At 72.9% G+C, this 17907-nt stretch carries 19 protein-coding genes; 10 read left to right on the plus strand and 9 right to left on the minus strand.

Features of this window, described 5'->3' with window-relative positions:
* Positions 1 to 142: 142 nt before the first annotated feature.
* Positions 143 to 1198, plus strand: coding sequence for a 23S rRNA (cytidine(2498)-2'-O)-methyltransferase RlmM (gene rlmM, locus FPV26_RS03190; RefSeq protein ID WP_147652260.1), 1056 nt, complete (start codon positions 143 to 145; stop codon positions 1196 to 1198).
* Here the strand turns inward: rlmM and FPV26_RS03195 are convergent.
* Both FPV26_RS03195 and ubiH read right to left on the minus strand, forming a co-directional pair.
* Positions 1167 to 2381, minus strand: a complete 1215-nt coding sequence (locus FPV26_RS03195; RefSeq protein WP_147652261.1) for an FAD-dependent oxidoreductase — start codon at positions 2379 to 2381, stop codon at positions 1167 to 1169. The genes rlmM and FPV26_RS03195 overlap by 32 nt on opposite strands.
* A complete protein-coding gene (gene ubiH, locus FPV26_RS03200; protein WP_147652262.1) occupies positions 2378 to 3589 on the minus strand; it encodes a 2-octaprenyl-6-methoxyphenyl hydroxylase in 1212 nt (403 codons plus the stop codon). Before ubiH ends, FPV26_RS03195 begins: the two co-directional genes overlap by 4 nt.
* Before the next feature lie 104 nt (positions 3590 to 3693).
* On the opposite strand from ubiH, the gene FPV26_RS03205 reads away from it, so the two are divergent.
* The 3 genes from FPV26_RS03205 to FPV26_RS03215 all read left to right on the plus strand — a co-directional run bounded on the left by FPV26_RS03205 (position 3694) and on the right by FPV26_RS03215 (position 5817).
* A complete protein-coding gene (locus FPV26_RS03205; protein WP_147652263.1) occupies positions 3694 to 4260 on the plus strand; it encodes a DUF6580 family putative transport protein in 567 nt (188 codons plus the stop codon).
* 1 nt (position 4261) lies between these two features.
* A complete protein-coding gene (locus tag FPV26_RS03210) occupies positions 4262 to 4816 on the plus strand; it encodes a cob(I)yrinic acid a,c-diamide adenosyltransferase (protein WP_147652264.1) in 555 nt (184 codons plus the stop codon).
* Between the two features lie 92 nt (positions 4817 to 4908).
* Positions 4909 to 5817: a histone deacetylase family protein gene (locus tag FPV26_RS03215; protein ID WP_147652265.1), complete on the plus strand. Its 909-nt coding sequence runs from the start codon at positions 4909 to 4911 to the stop codon at positions 5815 to 5817.
* An 83-nt stretch (positions 5818 to 5900) separates the two neighbouring features.
* On the opposite strand, the gene msrB is transcribed toward FPV26_RS03215, so the two are convergent.
* Positions 5901 to 6308 carry a peptide-methionine (R)-S-oxide reductase MsrB gene (gene msrB, locus FPV26_RS03220; protein WP_147652266.1) on the minus strand — a complete coding sequence of 136 codons (408 nt, stop codon included), beginning with the start codon at positions 6306 to 6308 and terminating at the stop codon, positions 5901 to 5903.
* A 154-nt stretch (positions 6309 to 6462) separates the two neighbouring features.
* On the opposite strand from msrB, the gene lptD reads away from it, so the two are divergent.
* The 6 genes from lptD (at position 6463) to FPV26_RS03250 (ending at position 13349) form a co-directional block, all read left to right on the plus strand.
* Positions 6463 to 8814 carry an LPS assembly protein LptD gene (lptD, locus tag FPV26_RS03225; protein ID WP_246109188.1) on the plus strand — a complete coding sequence of 784 codons (2352 nt, stop codon included), beginning with the start codon at positions 6463 to 6465 and terminating at the stop codon, positions 8812 to 8814.
* Positions 8811 to 10136: a peptidylprolyl isomerase gene (locus tag FPV26_RS03230; RefSeq protein ID WP_147652267.1), complete on the plus strand. Its 1326-nt coding sequence runs from the start codon at positions 8811 to 8813 to the stop codon at positions 10134 to 10136. The genes lptD and FPV26_RS03230 overlap by 4 nt, the downstream gene beginning before the upstream one ends.
* Before the next feature lie 2 nt (positions 10137 to 10138).
* Positions 10139 to 11131 (plus strand): 4-hydroxythreonine-4-phosphate dehydrogenase PdxA, encoded by a 993-nt coding sequence (gene pdxA, locus FPV26_RS03235; protein WP_147652268.1) that lies wholly within the window; start codon positions 10139 to 10141, stop codon positions 11129 to 11131.
* A gap of 84 nt (positions 11132 to 11215) precedes the next feature.
* On the plus strand, positions 11216 to 12019 hold the full coding sequence (gene rsmA, locus FPV26_RS03240; protein ID WP_147652269.1) for a 16S rRNA (adenine(1518)-N(6)/adenine(1519)-N(6))-dimethyltransferase RsmA: 804 nt from the start codon (positions 11216 to 11218) through the stop codon (positions 12017 to 12019).
* A 35-nt stretch (positions 12020 to 12054) separates the two neighbouring features.
* The gene (gene apaG, locus FPV26_RS03245) at positions 12055 to 12441 is read left to right on the plus strand and encodes a Co2+/Mg2+ efflux protein ApaG (RefSeq protein ID WP_147652270.1); all 387 of its coding nucleotides are present in this window, start codon (positions 12055 to 12057) and stop codon (positions 12439 to 12441) included.
* Positions 12442 to 12452: 11 nt separating this feature from the next.
* Complete coding sequence (locus tag FPV26_RS03250) at positions 12453 to 13349, plus strand: symmetrical bis(5'-nucleosyl)-tetraphosphatase (RefSeq protein ID WP_147652271.1); 897 nt, start codon at positions 12453 to 12455, stop codon at positions 13347 to 13349.
* Here the strand turns inward: FPV26_RS03250 and FPV26_RS03255 are convergent.
* The 6 genes from FPV26_RS03255 to FPV26_RS03280 form a co-directional block, all read right to left on the minus strand.
* Positions 13334 to 13822, minus strand: coding sequence for a dihydrofolate reductase (locus FPV26_RS03255; RefSeq protein ID WP_147652309.1), 489 nt, complete (start codon positions 13820 to 13822; stop codon positions 13334 to 13336). The genes FPV26_RS03250 and FPV26_RS03255 overlap by 16 nt on opposite strands.
* A gap of 5 nt (positions 13823 to 13827) precedes the next feature.
* The gene (locus FPV26_RS03260; protein ID WP_147652272.1) at positions 13828 to 14622 is read right to left on the minus strand and encodes a thymidylate synthase; all 795 of its coding nucleotides are present in this window, start codon (positions 14620 to 14622) and stop codon (positions 13828 to 13830) included.
* Positions 14619 to 15533 (minus strand): prolipoprotein diacylglyceryl transferase, encoded by a 915-nt coding sequence (gene lgt / locus FPV26_RS03265; RefSeq protein WP_147652273.1) that lies wholly within the window; start codon positions 15531 to 15533, stop codon positions 14619 to 14621. Before lgt ends, FPV26_RS03260 begins: the two co-directional genes overlap by 4 nt.
* A gap of 46 nt (positions 15534 to 15579) precedes the next feature.
* Complete coding sequence (locus FPV26_RS03270) at positions 15580 to 16317, minus strand: TerC family protein (protein ID WP_147652274.1); 738 nt, start codon at positions 16315 to 16317, stop codon at positions 15580 to 15582.
* A 16-nt stretch (positions 16318 to 16333) separates the two neighbouring features.
* The gene (locus tag FPV26_RS03275) at positions 16334 to 16714 is read right to left on the minus strand and encodes a diacylglycerol kinase (protein WP_147652275.1); all 381 of its coding nucleotides are present in this window, start codon (positions 16712 to 16714) and stop codon (positions 16334 to 16336) included.
* A gap of 215 nt (positions 16715 to 16929) precedes the next feature.
* Entirely contained in the window at positions 16930 to 17892 is a 963-nt protein-coding gene (locus FPV26_RS03280; protein ID WP_246109189.1) for an isoaspartyl peptidase/L-asparaginase family protein, read from the minus strand.
* Positions 17893 to 17907 lie beyond the last annotated feature (15 nt).

Raw genomic sequence — 17907 nt, forward strand, 5'->3', positions numbered from 1 at the left:
AACACGGATCAGGAAAGGGAGGAAAGTCAGGAGCGCGCATCGAGAAGCCGTGCATCATCACGGCACGGCATCGGAACCGAGGCACCCTCTCTTCTCCCTATCCGCGTTCATCCGTGGCTGAATCACCCTTCCCCACCAACGCATGACCCCGCACACCGGTTTGCTGTGCTACTGCCGTGCCGGGTTCGAGCCCGAGCTCGCGGCGGAGCTGACCGAACGCGCGGCGCAGGCCGGGCTGGCGGGGTATGCGAAGGCGATCCGCGGCGAAGGCTTCGTGCGTTTTCTCGGCGTGCCCGGGGAGGCGCTGGCGCGGGCCTTGCCGCTGCGCACGCTGATCTTCGCCCGGCAGGCGCTGGCGCTGCTGGCCGAGCTGCGCGGACTGGATCCGAAGGACCGGGTCGCGCCGGTGCTCGACGCGCTGTCCGGGCACGGCCCGTTCGGCGCGCTCGTGGTCGAGCATCCCGACAGCGACGCCGGCCGCCCGCTCGCCGGCCTGGCGCGCAGTTTCGGCAACGCGCTGCGCCCGGCGCTGCGCAAGGCCGGGCTGCTCACCGCGCAGGACGACGCGCGCCGGCCGCGCCTGCACGTGTGCCTGCTCGCCGGCGACCAGCTGCTGCTCGCCGCCGCCCCGCACGAGGCCTCGCCCTGGCCGCTCGGCATCCCGCGCCTGCGCCTGCATCCCGAAGCGCCGTCGCGCTCGGCGCTCAAGCTCGAAGAGGCGCTGCTGGTGCTGCTCGACGCCGACGAGCGCGCGCGGCTGTTGCGCCCGGGCATGCGCGCGGCCGACCTCGGTGCCGCCCCGGGCGGCTGGACCTGGGTGCTCGCGCGCCACGGCCTGCGCGTGACCGCGATAGACAACGGCCCGCTGCGCCCGCACCTGTTCGACACCGGCCTGGTCGAGCACCTGCGCGCCGACGGCTTCACCTGGCAGCCGCCCAGGCCGCTGGACTGGATGGTGTGCGACATGGTCGAACAACCGCGCCGGGTCGCCACGCGCATCGCGCAGTGGTTCCGCGAGGGCTGGTGCCGGCAGTCGGTCTTCAACCTCAAGCTGCCGATGAAGAAGCGCTGGGAGGAGACCGTGCTGTGCCTGGCGCTGCTGCGCGACCAGGCCGCCCACCCGCTGACGCTGCGCGCGCGCCAGCTCTACCACGACCGCGAGGAGATCACGGTGTTCGCGACGCGTGCCGCGCCGTGAGCCCCGTCGCCAGCCGCGCCAGCCCCGCCGCCACGCCCGGCAACCTCCCGGCCACACCGAGCAGCGGGCCGCGCAGCAGGGTCGGCAGCAGCAGGTCGTTGCCGAACACGGCGTTGATCGCGGAGAACGCGTGCGCGGCGAGCGTGCATTCGCTGCGCCGGCTGCGCTCCCAGCGCGCCAGGCGGTGCGGCGAGGTCCAGTCGGCCTGGGCGCGGCGCGCGTCGGCGAGCAGCGCCTCCAGGCCGGCGACGTCGCGCAGGCCGAGGTTCACGCCCTGGCCGGCCAGCGGATGCACCACATGCGCGGCGTCGCCCAGCAGCAGCACGCGGCCGGCCACGTAGCGCTGCGCCAGCAGCCGCCGCAGCGGGAACAGGGCCCGCGCCGAACGCAGCCGGAACGCGCCCAGGCGGGCCTGGAAGGCCTCGGTCAGTTCGCGCTCGAAGGCCTCCGGCGCGAGCCCGTGCAGGCGCACGGCCTCGGCCTCGGGCAGGGTCCAGACGATCGAGGACAGCCGGTCGCCGGATTCGGCACAGGGCAGCACCGCGAGCGGGCCGCCGGGCAGGAACCGCTGCCAGGCGGTGAGCGCGTGCGGCCGCTCGCTCTCGACGTAGGCCACCAGGCCCTGCTGGCCGTAGTCGTGCAGGTCGGCCTCGATGCCGACGAGCTCGCGCAGCCTGGAGTGCGCGCCGTCGGCGGCGAGCGCCACGCGCGCCTCCAGCGCGGCGCCGTCGTCCAGCCGCAGCCGCACGCCGTGCGCGTCCTGCTCCAGCCCGACCACGCGCGCGGGGCAATGCACCTGCACGCCCGCGCCCGCCAGCGCCGCCCACAGCCGGTCCACGAGCAGGGCGTGCTCGACGATCCAGCCGAGCTCCGGCCGCGCCAGCGCGTCGGCGTCGAACGCCAGCGCGCCCTCGCCGCCGGCGTCCCACACCCGCATGTGCCGGTACGGTTGCGCCCGCGCCGCGCGCACGCCCGGCCAGACCTGCAGCCGTTCGAGCAGCGCGGCGTTGTCGGGTGCGAACGCGTACACGCGCAGGTCGCGCGGTTCCGGCGTCCACGGCGGCGGCTCGCGCGATTCGAGCAGCGCCGTCTGCAGCCCCGCGCGCGCCAGCGCCAGCGCGGCGGCCGCGCCGACCACGCCGCCGCCGACCACCGCTGCGTCCAGCCGCAGGCGCCGGGTCATGCGCCCCCCCGGCACAGCGCCGGCACGTCGCCGCGGTAGCCCATCGCGCCGCCGACCAGCCATGCCTGCAAGGCCGGGATCCGGTCGAGCGCGACCAGGCCCAGGCTGCGCAGCGGCCGCAACAGCAGCGCCTCGTCGGCGCTGAGCCGGGCCAGGCCGTGGCTGAAGGCGAGCGTCCGCGTGCGGTCCTCGTGGCGGCGGCGGACGTAGGCCTCGAGCAGCGCCGGCGCACCGGGATCGCCCCGCCCGGCCTCGATCAGCTCGGCCAGGGTGAGCGCGTCGCGCAGACCGAGGTTGAAGCCCTGCGCGCCGATCGGGTGCAGGGTCTGTGCGGCGTTGCCCACCAGCACTGCGCGCGGCGCGGTGGTGCGGCGCGCGACCACGCGCGCGAGCGGATAGGCGCTGCGCGGTCCGCAGGCGAGGAAGCGGCCCACGCGCCAGCCGAATGCGTCCTGCAGCCGGGCCAGGAATGCGGCCTCGTCGAGCGCGGCCACGGCCGGCGCCTCCGCGGTCGGCACCCCGTGCACCACGCCCCAGTGGCGGTCGCCGCGCGGCAGCAGCGCGGTCGGCCCGTGCGGGCCGAGCCGCTCCCAGGCGGTGCCGTCGGGCGCGCGCTCGGCGCGTGCGCGGGTCACGAACAGGGTCTGGTCGTAATCGTGGCGTTCGGCTTCGATCCCGAGCGCCTCGCGCACGGCGCTGGCGGTGCCGTCGGCGGCGACCAGCAGCCGGGCGCGCAACCGACGCTCGCCCGCGGGCGTCTCCAGCCGCAGCTCGCGCCCCTCGCCGTCGTCGGCGCCGACCGCCACGCAGCGCGCCGGCCGGTAGCGGACCAGGCCGCGCAGCTCGGCCAGCCGCGCCTCCAGCGCCTCGCCGAAGTCGCGCGCGACCACCACCTGGCCGAACGCCTCGCGCCCGTAGTCGGCGGCCTCGAACCGCGCGCGGCCGAAATCGCCGCGCCGGCTGACGTGGATGCGCCGGATCGGCGCGGTGGGCGCGCGCAACCGGCCCATCACGCCGAGCGCGGCGAGCGCGTTCACCGTGGCCTCGGCCAGGCTCAGGTTGCGCTCGTCGAACACCGGCGGCAGCGCGCCGGCGGGCGCGGCCTCGACCAGCGCCGCCTCCACCCCGATCCGGTCCAATGCGATCGCCAGGCTGGCGCCGACCAGGCCGCCGCCGACGATCACCACTTCGTGCTGCGCGAGGTTCATGGGCGGGGCGGGCGGCTGCGGCGGGGCCGGCAGGTGCGCCGACCGGGAAAAAACACGGGTCGGGTATGCTAACGGTTCTCTCCCGCCGCAGCCGTCCGCTTCCGATGACCCGTCCGTCCCTGCTCGCTCCCGGCCCGCTCGCGCTCACCGGCATGATCCTGCTCGCCGCGCTCTCGCGCCTGCTGCCGCACCCGCCGAACTTCTCGCCGGTGGAGGCGATCGCGCTGTTCGGCGGCGCCTACTTCGCGGCGCGGCATCTGGCCCTGCTGGTGCCGCTGGCGGCGATGTTCGTCTCCGACCTGGCCCTGGGCCTGCTGCGGGGCGGCATCTACCTCGACTATTTCGCCGGCGCCGGCTTCTGGCTGCAGTACGCCTGCATCGCCGCGCTGGTCGTGCTCGGCTTCGGCCTGCGCGGCAAGGTCTCCGCGGCGCGCGTGCTCGGCTACGCGCTGGCCGGCTCGAGCCTGTTCTTCCTGGTCACCAACTTCGGCGCCTGGCTGGGCTCGCCGCTGTACCCGCAGACCGCGGCCGGGCTGATGGCGGCCTACGTCGCCGGCATCCCGTTCTTCCAGTGGACCGTGCTCGGCACCCTGTTCTACGCCGCGCTTCTGTTCGGCGGCTTCGCCCTGCTCCGCGGCCGGGTGCCGGCGCTGCGCGCGCAGACGGTGTGACGTGGGCCACCGCCTGTCGAAGATCTACACCAGGACCGGCGACGACGGCACCACCGGCCTCGGCGACGGCACCCGGGTGGCCAAGGACGCCGCGCGCGTGGCCGCCTACGGCACCGTGGACGAGGCCAACTCGGCGCTCGGCCTGCTGCTCGCCGCGCCGCTGCCCGAGGACGTGCGCGCGGCGCTGACCGCGATCCAGCACCAGTTGTTCGACCTCGGCGGCGAGCTGTGCATCCCCGGCCACGCCGCGATCACCGACGCCGACATCGAACGGCTCGAGCGCCAGCTCGACGCTTGGAACGAGCCGCTGCCGCCGCTGAAGGACTTCATCCTGCCCGGCGGCGGCGAGGCCGCGGCGCGCTGCCACCTCGCCCGCACCATCGTCCGTCGCGCCGAGCGCGAAACGGTCGCGCTGGCGCGCCAGGAACCGGTGCGGCCGCAGGCGATCCGCTACCTCAACCGCCTGTCCGACCTGCTGTTCGTGCTGGCGCGGGTGCTGGCGCGCGCCGACGGCCACGGCGAGGTGCTGTGGAACCACGAGCGGCGCAAGGGCTGAAGGCCCGCGGCGGACTGTCGCCGCCTTCACCGCGGCGCTGACGCCGCTCCGCTACGCTCCGGCGGCCTGGCAGTCCTGATCGGCCCGAACCCTTGCTGCTCCTCACCCACCCTGCCTGCCTCGAGCACGACACCGGCGACTTCCATCCCGAGCGCCCGGAGCGGCTGCGCGTGGTGGTCGAGGCGCTGCGCGGGGCGTTCCCGGACTTGCCGTGGCGCGAGGCGTCGCGCGCCAGCCGCGGCCAGTTGCTGCGGGTGCACGACGAGGCGCTGCTGCGCCTGGTGCTGGAGACACGGCCGGCGCAGGCGGTGCGTCTGGATCCGGACACGGTGCTGTCGCCGGCTTCGGCCGAGGCCGCGCTGCGCGCCGCGGGCGCGGTGCTGGACGCCACCGACGCGGTGCTGCACGGGCAGACGCGGCGTGCCTTCTGCGCGGTGCGGCCGCCCGGCCACCACGCCACGCGCGAGGCGGCGATGGGCTTCTGCCTGTTCAACAACGTCGCGGTCGCGGCCGCGCACGCGCTGGCGCAGGGCGTGGAGCGGGTGGCGATCGCCGACTTCGACGTGCACCACGGCAACGGCACCCAGGCGATCTTCGCCGACGAGCCGCGGGTGCTGTTCCTGAGCACGCACCAGCTGCCGCTGTATCCCGACACCGGCACCAGTGCCGAGCGCGGGGTGGGCAACGTGTTCAACGCGCCGCTCGCGCCGGGCAGCGGCGGCGACGCGTTCCGCGCCGCCTGGCGCGAGCGCCTGCTGCCCGAGCTCGACGCGTTCGCGCCGCGGTTGCTGTTCGTCTCGGCCGGCTTCGACGCCGACCGCCGCGACCCGCTGGCGCACCTGGAACTGGGCCCCGACGACTACGCCTGGCTCACCGCGGAACTGGTCGCGCGCGCCGAGCGCCACGCCGCCGGGCGCGTGGTCTCGACCCTGGAAGGCGGCTACGACCTCGACGCGCTGCGCGAGGACAGCGTCGCCCACGTGCGCGCGCTGCTCGACTGACGCACGGGCAGTACCCGACCAAGCCGCCCGCAATCCAGCCCCGCGAGAACCAAGCCCCCGCGCTCAACAGCGGACAAGGAACCTCACCCCTCCGCCCCCGGCTCGAAGTCGAGCGCGGCGGAGTTGATGCAATAGCGCAGCCCCGTCGGCGGCGGTCCGTCCGGGAACACGTGCCCCAGGTGCGAGTCGCAGCGCGCGCAGCGCACCTCGATCCGGTGCATGCCGTGGCTGTGGTCGTGGTGCTCGCTCACCGCATCGGCGGCGATCGGCGCGAAATAGCTCGGCCACCCCGTCCCCGAGTCGTACTTGGCCGCGGAGGCGAACAACCGCGCACCGCAGGCCACGCAGGTGTAGGTGCCGGGCGCCTTGTGGTTCCACCAGCGTCCGGTGAACGCACGCTCCGTGGCCGAGCAGCGGCACACCGCGTACTGCTCGGGCGTGAGCCGGGCACGCCATTCGGCGTCGGATTTCTCGATCCTGGGCTTGTCCATGTGGGGGCTCCGCAGCGTCGGCCGCCGATTGTCCCGCGGCGGGCGTTCGCGACCAGTTACGGCCGCAACCGCCCGGCGGATGCACCCGGCCCTCCCGGCGGCCGGCGTTCGGCCGTAAGCTAACCGGCCGTTTGGCTGCGAGACTGGATCCCGCGTGCGCCCGAGCCTCCGCCTGCTGCCGCTGCCCCTGTGCATCGCCCTGTCCCTGGCCGCCCAGGTCCGGGCCCAGGACCGGGAAATGCCGGAGGACTGGAGCCTGTGCCCGGTCACCGACATCGTCCCCGCGTTCGAGGACGCCCAGACCGGCGTCTCCACCGCCGACCGCGCCACCCAGCACACCGACATCGAAGGCGACACACTCACCGGCACCGACAAGCACCCGGTGTTCGAAGGCAATGTCGCCCTGCGCCGCGGCGACCAGTTCCTCGGCGCGGACAAGCTGACCTTCGACAGCGAACAGCAACGCTACGTGGCCGAAGGCAGCATCCGCTACCAGGACGCGGGCCTGCGCCTGGTCGCAGAGCGCGCCGAGGGCGACCAGGCCCGCGACGAGCACCGCATCGAGACCGTCCGCTACCAGCTCCTGTCCCGCCGCGGCAACGGCGGCGCCGACCTGATCACTCTGCACGGCACCGAAGGCAGCCTGCACGGCTCCACCTACTCCACCTGCGATCCGTCCGAGCGGCTGTGGGAACTGCGCGCCGAGCGCATTGACATAGACACCGCCGAGGGCATGGGCGTGGCCCGCAACGCCACCCTGAGGGTCGGCCGGATCCCGGTGCTGTACGTGCCGTGGTTCATGTTCCCGGTGGACGACCGCCGCCGCACCGGCCTGCTGTATCCCTCGATCAGCAACTCCGGCCGCAACGGTTTCGACTGGCGCCAGCCGATCTACCTCAACCTCGCCCCCCACTACGACGCCACCCTCGAACCGCGCTGGATGAGCAAGCGCGGCCTGCAGCTGGGCGGCGAGTTCCGCTATCTCCTCCCGGGCGGCCGCGGCACCTTCCACGGCGCCTGGCTTCCCGACGACGAACTCGCCGTGCGCGGACGCGCCGAGGAGATCGCCCTCGGCATTCCCCCGGAAAATCGCCGCCGCGACAACCGCGGCAGCTTCGGCTTCAGCGGCTACCAGAATGTCGGCGCGCAATGGCAGGCGCGCGCCAGCCTCAACTGGATCAGCGATCCGCGCTGGATCGAGGATGCCAGCGGTTCCGCCGCCGGCAACGCCCTGTTCGCGCTGTCCAGCGACCTCGGCCTGTACGGCCGCGGCCGACACTGGGAAGCGGCGCTGATGGCCGATCACTGGCAACTGGCCGACTACACCCTGAGCGAGGCCTTCCTGCCCTTCGCACGGCTGCCGCGTGGTTACGTGCGCTGGGATCGGCCGCTCGGCCGCTGGCTCGAGGTCGGCATGCAAGCCGAGGCGGTACGCTTCTCCCACGAAGTGCTCAGCGGCGGCAGCCGGCTCGACATCAAGCCCTATCTCTCGCTGCCGCTGGAAGGCGCGAGCTGGTACCTGCGACCGACGCTGGCCTGGCGCCATACCACCTACCAGCTCGATGCCGACCTGGCCGCGAGCCTGGGCGGCGACCGCTCGCCAAGCCGCAGCCTGCCGATCACGACCGTGGACGCGGGCGTGTTCTTCGACCGGCAGACGCGTCTGGACGGTGTTCCGTTCCTGCACACGCTCGAGCCGCGCCTGTTCTACCTGCGCGTGCCCTACCGCGACCAGAACGGCCTGCCGCTGTTCGACACCCGGCCGCTCACGTTCGGCTGGAGCCAGCTGTTCCGCGACAACCGCTATTCCGGGCCAGACCGGCAGACCGATGCCAACCAGCTCACCGTCGCGCTCACCAGCCGCCTGATCCGCGAGACCGACGGCCGCGAGAAGCTGGCAGCGAGCATCGGCCAGATCCACTACTTCGACGACTCGCGGGTCACGGTGCCGGGCGAGCGGCCGGTGGAGCGCGGCAAGTCGGCCTGGATCGCCGATCTCGGCTACGCGCCGACCGACCGCTGGACCATCGGCGCCGCCTACTACTGGGATCCGAAGTTCCGCCGCGAGGATCTCGCCAGCATCCGCGCACGCTACCTGATCGGCGAGGAGGGCATCGTCAACCTCGCCTACCGCTACCGGCGCGACCTGCTCAAGCAGGTGGATTTCTCGTTCCTGTATCCGGTGTCGCCGAACTGGAGCCTGGTCGGCCGCTACTACTACTCCCTGCTCGACAACAAGCCGCTCGAGGCGATCGCGGGCGTGCAATGGGAGAGCTGCTGCCTGGCGGTGCGCCTGGTCGGACGGCGCTATGTGCGCGACCGTATCGGCGAGCTGAACAACTCGATCCAGCTCGAGATCGAGCTCAAGGGCCTGGGCTCGGCCGGTCCCGACACGGAACAGGTGTTGCGCCGTGCTATCCTCGGCTACCACCGCGACGACCTCCATCTCGTCCCGCTGCCCGAGATCCGCAGCGGCGATCCCCGCGAGCCAGATCCGATCCCATGACCACACTTCTGCGCCGGTTCGCCGGTTCCCTGCTTGCCCTGGCGCTGCTGGTCGGCGCGGCCGCACAGGCCCAGCAGCTGCAGCCCATCGACCGCATCGCGGCGGTCGTGAACGAGGACGTGATCCTGCACAGCGAACTCGAACGGGCGCTGCGCAACATCCGCGCCCAGTACGCCGGACGCGAGGACCAGTTGCCACCGCCGAACGTGCTGCGCCGGCAGGTGCTGGAACGGATGGTGCTCACCCGCCTGCAGGTCGCGCGCGCGCTCGAATCCGGCATTCGCGTCGGCGACCAGGAACTCGACGCGGCGATCGCCAACATCGCCGCCCAGAACGGCTTGACCCTCGACCAGTTGCGCGAACGGCTGGCGCAGGAGGGGCAGAGCCTGGCCGAGTTCCGCACCTCGATCCGCGATGAAATCCTGATGCAGCGGCTGCGCCAGCGCTTCGCCCAGAGCCGGATCACCGTCACCGAGGCCGAGGTGGATGCCGCACTCGCGGCGCAGGCCGGCGGTGGCCAGCAATACCGTCTGGCCCACATCCTGGTCGCGCTGCCGGAAGGCGCCACCCCCGAGCAGATCGCCACCGGCGAGCAGAAGATCATCGGCATCAAGGGGCTGATCGACCGTGGCGAGATGGACTTTGCCGCCGCCGCGGTGCGCTACTCCGACAGCCCCAACGCGCTCGAGGGCGGTGATCTCGGCTGGCGCACGCTGGACGAGATCCCGGCTGCATTCGCCAACGTCGTCCGCAGCATGGCGCCCGGCCAGGTCTTCGGGCCGGTGCGCGGGCCGAGCGGGTTCCAGCTGCTCAAACTGGTCGAGGTGCGCGACGCCTCCGCGGCCGCGCCGATGCTGGTGAGCGAGTTCAATGCCCGCCACATCCTGATCCGGGTGGACCAGGACACCACGCCCGAGCAGGCGCGGGCGCGGATCGACGCGCTGGCCGCGCGCATCGCCGGCGGCGCCGACTTCGCCGCCGTCGCCCGCGAGGCTTCCGAAGACGCCAACAGCCGCGACCAAGGCGGCGATCTCGGCTGGTTCCCGCAGGACGCCTTCGGCCCGGAGTTCGGCGCGCTGGTCGCCTCGCTCGCCGACGGCGGGGTGTCGGCGCCGTTCCGCAGCGAGGCCGGCTGGCACCTGGTGCAGCGGCTCGGCAGCCGCCAGCGCGACGTCGGCGACCAGAACCGCCGCGAGCAGGTGCGCGAGACCATCGGCCGGCGCAAGCTCGAGGACGAGTACAACCGCTTCCTGCGCGAGCTGCGCGGCGACGCCTACGTCGAGTTCCGCAACCCCGACGGCAGCGTCCAGTCCGGAGGTTGAGCATGCGCCGGCCGCGGCTTGCGCTGGTTCCGGGTGAGCCGGCCGGCGTCGGCCCGGAGCTGTGCGTGCGGCTTGCCCAGGAACCGCGCGCGGACTGCGGCCTGATCGCCTTCGCCGACCCCGACACGCTGCACGCCGCCGCCGAGGCGCTCGGCCTGCCGCTGCGTCCGTTGCCGGTGGACGCCACCCCGCACGCCCCCGGCGACCTGCCGCTGCTGCCGGTGACCAATCCGGCCCCGGTCGTGTTCGGCCGGCCCGACCCGCGCAACGCCCGCGCCGTGGTTGGCGCGCTGCACGCCGCGGCGCAAGCCTGCCTGGAAGGCACGCTCGACGGCCTGGTCACCGGGCCGATCCACAAGGCCACGGTCAACGCCGGAGGCATTCCCTACACCGGCACCACCGAGCTGCTGGCCGCGCACGCCGGCTGCGAGGTGGTGATGATGCTGGCCACTGACCAGTTGCGCGTGGCCCTGGCCACCACCCACCTGCCGCTGCGCGAGGTGCCGGATGCGATCATCCCGGCCGGGCTGGAAGCCAGCCTGCGCATCCTCCACGCCGCGCTGCGCCTGGACTTCGGCATCGCCGAACCCGTCATCGCCGTGCTCGGCCTCAATCCGCACGCCGGCGAGTCCGGCCACCTCGGCCGCGAGGAAATCGAGGTGATCGAACCGGTGCTGCATGCCCTGCGCGGCGAGGGCCTGTGCCTGCTCGGGCCACTGCCGGCCGACACCGCGTTCCTGCCGCGCAAGCTGGCCGGTTACGACGCGGTGCTGGCGATGTACCACGACCAGGGCCTGCCGGTGCTCAAGCACAGCGGCTTCGAGCACGCGGTGAACATCACCCTCGGCCTGCCCTACCCGCGCGTGGCCGTGGACCACGGCACCGCGCTCGACCTTGCCGGCAAGGGCATCGCCGATCCCTCCAGCCTGTTCGCGGCCGTCGCCGCCTGCGCCCGCATCGCCAACACGCGCAGCGCAAGAACTGGACGCGGATGAACGCGGATAGGGCATTCTGATGACCATCGCCCTATCCGCGTGCCTCCGCGTCAATCCGCGTCAAAAAAGATCCGGAATCGGCAGATGACCCGCGCGCAGTTCACCGAACCGGCCAAGAAGCACCTCGGCCAGCACTTCCTGCACGAGCGCGGGATCATCGGCAGGATCGTGCAGGCGGTGGACCCGCAACCGGGCGACCATCTGGTCGAGATCGGGCCGGGCCAGGGCGCGATCACCTTTCCGCTGCTCGATCGCCACGGCGAACTCACCGTGATCGAGTTCGACCGCGACCTGATCTTCCCGCTCACCGAGGCCGCGCGCGCGCACGGCACGCTCGAGGTCATCCACCGCGACGTGCTCGCCGTGGACTTCACCGCGCTGGCCCGCAACTTCGGGCCCGGCGCGCAGCTGCGCCTGGTCGGCAACCTGCCCTACAACCTGTCCTCGCCGATCCTGTTCCATGCCCTGGAACACGCCGCGGCGATCCGCGACATGCACTTCATGCTGCAGAAGGAAGTGGTGGACCGGATGGCGGCGCCGCCGGGCAGCAAGGTGTACGGGCGCCTGAGCGTGATGCTGCAGGCATACTGCGCGGTGACACCGCTGTTCACCGTGCCGCCGGGCGCGTTCCGGCCGCCGCCGAAGGTGGATTCGGCGGTGGTGCGGCTGGTGCCGAAGCCGCCCGCGCAGGTCGGCATCGCCGATCCGGCGCGCTTCGCCGACATCGTCCGCGCCGCCTTCGGCCAGCGCCGCAAGACCCTGCGCAACGCGCTCGCCGGGGTGGCCGACGCCGCGCAGATCGAGGCCGCCGGGCTCGAGCCCGGCCTGCGCGCCGAGCAGGTGGACGTGGCCGGCTTCGTGCGCCTGGCCAACCTGCCCGCCGCATGACGCAGCACGCACGCGCCCGTTGCTACACTGGCGCCATGTCCAGGGACCCGCACGATTACGACTTCGACATCGCCGTCTCCACGCGCTTCCTCGACGAGCAGTCGGCGCCGGAGGAGGACCGTTACGTGTTCGCCTACACCATCCGGATCCGCAACTGCGGCCGGGTGCCCGCGCGCCTGCTCGGCCGGCACTGGGTGATCACCGACGCCAACGGCAAGGTGCAGGAGGTGGTCGGCGAGGGCGTGGTCGGCGAGCAACCGTGGCTGCGCCCCGGGGAGACCTTCGAATACACCTCCGGCGCGGTGCTCGGAACCAGCCTCGGCACCATGCGCGGCAGCTACGACATGCTGGCCGACGACGGCACCCGCTTCGCCGCGCCGATCCCGGCCTTCACCCTGAGCGTGCCGCGCACGCTGCACTGAGACCGTCACGGATGAGCGTCTGGGCCATCGGCGACCTGCAGGGCTGCTACGACCCGCTGCAACGCCTGCTCGAGAAGATCCGCTTCGACCCCGCCGCCGACCGGCTGTGGTTCTGCGGCGACCTGGTCAACCGCGGCGGGCAGTCGCTGGAGACGCTGCAGCTGGTGCACTCGCTGCGCGCCTGCAGCGTGGTCACGCTCGGCAACCACGACCTGTCGCTGCTGGCCATCGGCGAACGCCGCGAGGAGGAGCAGCGCCGGGTCAACGAGGACCTGCGCCGGGTGCTGTTCGCCGAGGACCGCGACCTGCTGCTCGGCTGGCTGCGCACGCAGAAGCTGCTGCATGCCGACCGCGCGCTCGGCTGGATGATGGTGCACGCCGGGCTGGCGCCGAAGTGGACCACGACCATGGCCGAACGGCACGCGCGCGAGGTCGAACGGCGCCTGCACGGCGAGGACCACCGCAAGCTGCTCAAGAACATGTACGGCGACAAGCCGGCGTGGTCGCCGTCGCTGACCGGCATCGACCGCGAACGCGCGATCATCAACGTGTTCACCCGCCTGCGCTACTGCACCCCGCGCGGCAGGATCGCGTTCGAGGAGAAGGGCGCCCCCGGCACCCAGCCGGCCGGCCTGTACCCGTGGTACGAAGTGCCCGGCCGCGCCGAGCGCGACCTGAAGATCGTCTGCGGCCACTGGAGCACGCTCGGCCTGTTCATCGGCCACGGCGTGTACGCGATTGACACCGGCGCGGTCTGGGGCGGCCGGCTCACCGCCCTGCAACTGGACACCGACGAACTGCGCGTGGTGCAGGTGCCAGGCCGCGACGTGCCCGCAAAACCGCCACGCCCGCGCCCGCCGCAGCCGCACCGTCCGCAGCCGGCCACCGCCGGTCAGGTCCGCACGTAATCCACGCACTCGAACGCATGGGCGTGGCGCGCGTCGGCGGGGTGCGCCTCGCGCGCGGTGACACGCCATTGCGCCGGGTCGAACGCGGGGAAGAACGCGTCGGCGCCGGCGATCGCGGTGTCCACGTGGGTCAGGTGCATGCGCGCGGCGTGCGGCAGGCACAGCGCATAGACTTCGCCGCCGCCGATCACGCACAGCTCGGCGGCGCCTTCGTCGGCCGCCGCCGCCAGCGCCGCGGCCAGCGAGGCCACCGGCTGCATGCCCGGCCACGGCGCGGCGCCGGCGCGGGTGAGCACCAGGTTGCGCCGTCCCGGCAGCGCGCGGCCGAGCGACTCGGCGGTGCGCCGGCCCATCAGCACCGGCTTGCCCAGGGTGAGGGCCTTGAAGCGGCGCAGGTCGTCCGGCAGGTGCCAGGGCAGCGCGTTGCCGCGCCCGATCGCGCGGTTGCGGTCGAGCGCGGCGATGAGGACCAGCGCGCTCACACCGCCACCGGCGCCTTGATCGCCGGGTGCGGGTCGTAGCCCTCGATCGCGATGTCGTCCCAGGTGAAGGCGAACAGGTCGGTGACTGCCGGATTGAGCCGCAGCCGCGGCAGCGGGCGCGGCGCGCGCGTCAGTTGCTCCCGCGCCTGTTCGAAGTGGTTGGCGTACAGGTGCGCATCGCCCAGCGTGTGCACGAACTCGCCGGCGCGCAGGCCCGTGACCTGCGCGACCATGTGGGTGAGCAGCGCGTAGCTGGCGATGTTGAACGGCACGCCGAGGAAGATGTCGGCGCTGCGCTGGTAGAGCTGGCAGCTCAGGCGCCCGTTGGCGACGTAGAACTGGAACAGCACGTGGCACGGCTGCAGCGCCATCCGCGGCAGGTCGGCCACGTTCCAGGCGGACACCACCAGCCGGCGCGAGTCCGGATTGCGCTTGATCTCCTCGACCACCCAGCGCATCTGGTCGATCTCGCGCCCGTCCGGCGCGGCCCAGCGCCGCCACTGCTTGCCGTATACCGGGCCGAGTTCGCCCTGCGCGTCCGCCCACTCGTCCCAGATCGTGACCTGGTGCTGGCGCAGCCAGGCGATATTGGTCTCGCCGCGCAGGAACCACAGCAGCTCGTGCACGATCGAGCGCAGGTGCAGCTTCTTGGTGGTGACCAGCGGGAAGCCCTGCTCGAGGTCGAAGCGCATCTGCCAGCCGAACACGCTGCGCGTGCCGGTGCCGGTGCGGTCGGCCTTGTCGGTGCCGTGCTCGAGGACGTGGCGGAGCAGGTCGAGGTACTGCTTCATGGCGCGGGCTTCCGGCTCGGTGCCGCAGCGTCGGCAGACGGCGCGGGCGGCTGCGGCTGCAGGGTCGGCGCCCGGCGCGACAGCCACAGCCAGGCCAGGCCGAGCGCGATCAGCGGCAGGCTCAGCACCTGCCCCATCGTCAACCAGTCGAAGGCGAGGTAGCCGATCTGCGCGTCCGGCTCGCGCACGAACTCGACCGCGAAGCGGAAGCAGCCGTACAGCAGTGCGAACAGGCCGCCCACCGCATGGCGCGGCCGCGGCCGGCGCGAGAACCACCACAGCACCGCGAACAGCACCAGCCCCTCGAGCGTGGCCTGGTACAGCTGCGAGGGATGGCGGGCGAAGGCGTCGAGCGCGCCGGCTTCGAACTGGGCGCGCAGCGTGGCCGGATCGAGCCCGGCGTACTCGGGCGGCAGGGCGCGCGGGAACACCACGCCCCAGTCGCCTCCGGTCGGCTTGCCCCACAGCTCGCCGCCGATGTAGTTGCCGATCCGGCCGAAGCCGAGCCCCGGCGGCACCAGCGGGGCGATGAACTCGGCGGTGTCCATGAAGTGCAGGCGGTGCCGGCGCGACCACCACCACACCGCCGCCAGCACGCCGAGCAGGCCGCCGTGGAAGCTCATCCCGCCCTCCCACACCCGCACCAGCATCAGCGGGTCGGCGAGGAATTCGGAGAAGGCGTAGAACAGCACGTAGCCGATGCGCCCGCCCAGCACCACGCCGAGCATGGCGTAGAACATCAGGTCGCTGAAGCCGTGCTCGTCCACGCCCGGCAGGCGCCCGGCGCGCACCCGGCTGCGGCCGAGCAGCCAGGCCGCGACGAAGCCGAGCAGGTACATCAACCCGTACCAGTGCACCTTGAGCGGACCGAGCGAGAGCGCGACGGGGTCTATCTGGTGCAGGACGGTCATGCGGCGTGGGCTCCGGGCGTCGTCCCCCAATTGTGCCCGAGCGGGGCTAGGCGGGCAGCTGCCGCCGCAGCGCGCGCCGCCGCGCCCACAGGTTCAGGCACTCCACCAGCGCCGAGAAGCCCATCGCGCCGTAGATGTAGCCCTTCGGGATGTGCATCTCGAAGCCCTCGGCGATCAGGTACACGCCGATCAGCACGATGAACGCCAGCGCCAGCATCTTGATGGTCGGATTGCGCTCGATGAAGTGGCCGAGCGGCGTGGCCGCGAGCAGCATCACCGCCACCGCGAGCAGGATCGCGGCGACCATGATCCCGGTCTGGTTGGCCATGCCGACCGCGGCGATCACCGAGTCGAGCGAGAACACGATGTCGATCACCGCGATCTGCGCGATCACCATCCAGAACGAGGCCAGCGGCTTGGTGTCGATGTCCTCCGATTCCGGCTCGCCCTCGACCAGGTCGCGGATCTCCATCACGCCCTTCACCAGCAGGAACACACCGCCCAGGATCAGCACCAGGTCGCGCACCGAGACGCCCTGGCCGAACACGCGGAACAGGTCCTGGGTCAGGCTGGCCAGCCAGGCCAGGGTCAGCAGCAGGCCGATGCGCATCAGGCAGGCGGCGGCGATGCCGAACTTGCGCGCCTTCTCGCGCCGGGACGGCGGCAGCTTGCTGACCGCGATCGAGATGAACACCAGGTTGTCGATGCCGAGCACGATCTCGATCGCGCTCAGCGTCACCAGGGTGATCCACGCCTGCGGATCGGCCAGCCATTCGAGCCCCATCGGTGCTACATCCTCCTCACAGCAGGCACGGGCCGACGATCAGGCCCCACACCAGCAACACGTTCAACATGGTCACGAACACCGCGGCCGAGCCCATGTCCTTGGCGCGTCCCGCCAGTTCGTGGAATTCGGCGCCGTAGCGCTCGATCACCGCCTCGATCGCGGAATTGAGCAGCTCGGCCGCCAGCACCAGCAGGCAGCTGCCCAGCAGCAGCGCCCGCTCGACCCCGTCCTGGCCCAGCCAGAAGCCCAGCGGCGCCAGCACCGTCAGCAGGTACACCTCGAGCCGGAACGAGGACTCGTGCAGCCAGGCCGCGCGCAGCCCCTGCAGGGACCACTGCGCAGCCTTCAGGATCCGCGCCGGCCGGCGCGGCAGGTGCCCGATCTCGTCCGCCACTTACGCCGCCCGCCGCTGGGTTCCGGGCCCGGGCGACCGCGCGCAACGTCCCCGCGCGCGATGGGCGCGGGCGGACAGGGTCTGCGCGGGGTCGGGCATGGCGGGCATCCGGGTGGGTGCGGCCGGACGGCCGCAGGGAAACCGGGATTTTGCCACAAGGGTCGCCGCGGCCGGCCCGTTCAGGCCGGGACGGGCCGCGGCCCGGGACCGCGATCTCAGTCCTCGTCGGCGTAGATGGCCACGCCGCGGCTGCCGTCGGGGCGGATCCAGCCGCGGTACATGCCCGGGGTGTTGAACGGCATGGCGATGTTGCCCTCGCGGTCGAGCGCGATCGCGCCACCGTCGCCGCCGAGCGCCGGGACGACGCGGTTGACCACTTCCTCGGCCGCCTCGGCCAGCGCATCGCCGCGATAGGCCACCCGGGCGCAGATGTCGTGCGCGACCGCGGCGCGGATGTAGTACTCGCCCCAGCCGGTGCCGGACACGCCGCACTGCGCGTTGGCATAGGTGCCGGCGCCGATCACCGGCGAGTCGCCGATCCGGTTCCACTTCTTGTTGGTCATGCCGCCGGTGGAGGTGGCCACGGCGATGTGGCCGTGCACGTCCAGGGCGACCGCGCCGACGGTGCCGAAGTACACCCCGCGCTCGGTGGGGATCCCGGCCTGGCCGGCGCGCTCCCGCTCCCGGGCGCGTTCGAGCTGGCGGCGGCGCGCCTCGGTGTCGAACCAGGTGTTGGGCACGCGCGCGATCTCGGGGCGGGTGTCGGCGAAGGCCTCGGCGCCGGCGCCGGCCAGCATCACGTGCGGGGAGTGCTCCATCACCGCGCGCGCGAGCAGCACCGGGTTGCGCACCGTGGTCACGCCTGCCACCGCGCCGGCGCGCAGGGTGTGGCCTTCCATCACCGCGGCGTCGAGCTGGTGGCTGCCGTCGGCGGCGAACACCGCGCCCTTGCCGGCGTTGAAGCGCGGCGAATCCTCCAGCACCAGCACCGCGGCCTGCACCGCGTCGAGCGCAGTGCCGCCGCGCTGCAGCACCGCGTTGCCGGCATCGAGCGCACGCTCCAGATCCGCGCGCACCGCGCGCTCGTCCTCGGCGCTGAGCGCGCTGCGCTCGATCACGCCCGCGCCGCCGTGGATCACCAGCGCGGTGCGGGGTTTGTCCTGGGCGTGGGCGGTCATGGCGGCAAGGCTGAG

The organism is Vulcaniibacterium gelatinicum (assembly GCF_008033445.1).
Taxonomy (GTDB): Bacteria; Pseudomonadota; Gammaproteobacteria; order Xanthomonadales; family Xanthomonadaceae; genus Vulcaniibacterium_B; species Vulcaniibacterium_B gelatinicum.